The sequence below is a fragment of the Streptomyces sp. NPDC058086 genome, assembly GCF_042885015.1.
GTDB lineage: Bacteria > Actinomycetota > Actinomycetes > Streptomycetales > Streptomycetaceae > Streptomyces.
In genome coordinates, this window is sequence record NZ_JBHVST010000274.1 from 1 (window position 1) to 2,027 (window position 2,027).

A 2,027-nucleotide genomic window follows, 5' to 3' on the forward strand; every position below is an offset into this window, starting at 1 on the left:
GGTGAGGAAGCGGCCGGTGTGGTCTTCGGTTTCGGCGTAGGCGGTGGTGGCGATGCGGACGGTTTCGGGTCCGGTGAGGTCGCGGGGGCCGTTGAGGTAGTGGTGGGCTCCGGTGATGAGCCAGTTGAGGATGCCGGGGCCTTCTTCGGTGACGAGGATGTCGGCGAGGTTGTCGATCTTCTGGTGGTCGGAGACGACGCGGTCGAAGGGGATCAGGCGCATCCGGCGCCAGAAGGCGTAGCCGCCGGTGCCGACTTGGGGGCGGTGGTTGCCCAGGAGCCAGAGTTTGTGGGTGGGGGCGAAGGAGAAGAAGTCCTGGCGCATCCGGCGTGCTTTGATGCGGTCGCCGCCGGTCAGGAGTTTCACCCGGGACTCGTCGAACCGGTCGCCGGGCTTCACCTCGGAACACACGATCACGCGGCGGCCGTGGAGCTCGGCGAGGTCGGTGGGGTGTCCCTCGAAGGGACGGGCCATCAGGAAACCGGGCGGCGCGGCGTCCGCGTAATCGCCCAGGAGCTTGATCAGGACATCGAGCAGCACGGACTTGCCGTTCTTGCCCGAGCCGAAGAGGAACGGCATGACCTGCGCCCCCACGTCCCCCGTCAGGGAGTAGCCGAGCAGGAGATGCAGGAACCGGATCATCTCCCTGCCCCGGTCGTCGTCCCCGAACGTGTCGGTCAGGAAGAGGTCCCAGCGCGGGGTCGGCATCTGCCGGGGGCCGATCGAGGTCGAACGGGAATGGAAGTCCCGGTCCGGGTCCGGGGCCCGCAGCACCCCCGACCGCAGGTCCACCACCCCCGCCGGCGTGCACAGCATGTACGGGTCCGCGTCCAGCGCTCCCGCGCTCAGCACCATCCCCGGAGCCGATCTCGCCTGCGCCAGCAGCGCGTTGATCCCCGACGTGCTCAGCGCACGCCGCCGGTGCTTGCGCAGCGCCGCGTCCGAATACACCCCCCGCGGATCGGTGACGGCGATACTCTCCGCCATCTCACCCGCCGCCCACAAAACGGTGTCGTCCTCATCGCTCTGCCACCGCGTGCCGTCCCACCGATACCACCCCAACCCCGTCACATGCCGATAATCCTGCGCGTACAACCGCACGAACAGCTTCGCGTTCCCCCGATCCGTCAACGAATCAGGTAACAAACCCACCCCCAACACCCGCTGGAGGGTTTTGCGCCCGGCCCGGAGGCGTCTGCTTCCGCGTACCGGTGCGGTGCCGGTGCTCCGGCCGGCGTCGGTGTTCCGGTGGTCGGGAAGGCGGATGGGTCGGGGTCGGGCGGTGTCAGGTGATGGTTCCGAGGGGAGTCCGCAGGGGTCGACCGTGGTGGCGGGCGCGGTGTTCGAACGCTGGTGACCTGCGGAGCCGGCTCCCTCAGCCACGGGCTCTCCTGACCGTCGGTGGATACGAGAAGGGCTGAGCCGCGCACGTCCTGCGCGCGTAGGGGCGGCGGTGGGCGGTGTGTGTAGCGGGCAGACCGGCTCCCGCCCCTCAGAACCGTTCGTTCTGCCTGCCGCCGTCGAGGGCGGCAGGCTCCGGGGCGGGGGGGCGCAGTTCCGCGGGGCCGTCCCTGCGGGCCGGGCGGTCGGCCGCGATGGGCTGCGGCCCCGGGGGGCGGGTCGAGGCGTCGCTTTCGGCTGAACTCATCACGTGTGCACTTCCCGGATCATCGAAGCTGACCGTGTTTGCGTGACCGAACGTGCGGAGGCGCCTCCGAGGAACGCCTTCGATGCATCATAAGAATGATTCTTTTTTTGTCTATGTGAGGTAAAAAATTTTGGCCGATTCGCCCCGACACATGCCGTGTTCTGCAGGAGCGCGCACGGCGGGCGCGGGCCGGGCCCGTCTGTCGGGGGTCCGTAGGGGAGGAGGTGTACAGCGGACGGCGTCCCGGCCTTTGATGATTTTCTGCCGAAAGACTCCAGCCATTCACTCATCGCCCGCTAAGGTCATGCTCCGGCGACTTGGCGACCGGGGAGCAACCACGGATCGGCCAAGTAGGTAAAAGGCTTGGTCAAGCGGGGAC

General features: G+C 68.2%; 2 protein-coding genes. Both read right to left on the reverse strand.

Features of this window, described 5'->3' with window-relative positions:
* Nucleotides 1-1,161 (reverse strand): phage/plasmid primase, P4 family (locus ACFVWD_RS58175; protein ID WP_145801134.1); only part of this gene is annotated, 1,161 nt, incomplete at its 3' end.
* A 331-nt stretch (nt 1,162-1,492) separates the two neighbouring features.
* Nucleotides 1,493-1,648 (reverse strand): hypothetical protein, encoded by a 156-nt coding sequence (locus ACFVWD_RS58180; RefSeq protein WP_158072205.1) that lies wholly within the window; start codon nt 1,646-1,648, stop codon nt 1,493-1,495.
* Between the last annotated feature and the right edge of the window lie 379 nt (nt 1,649-2,027).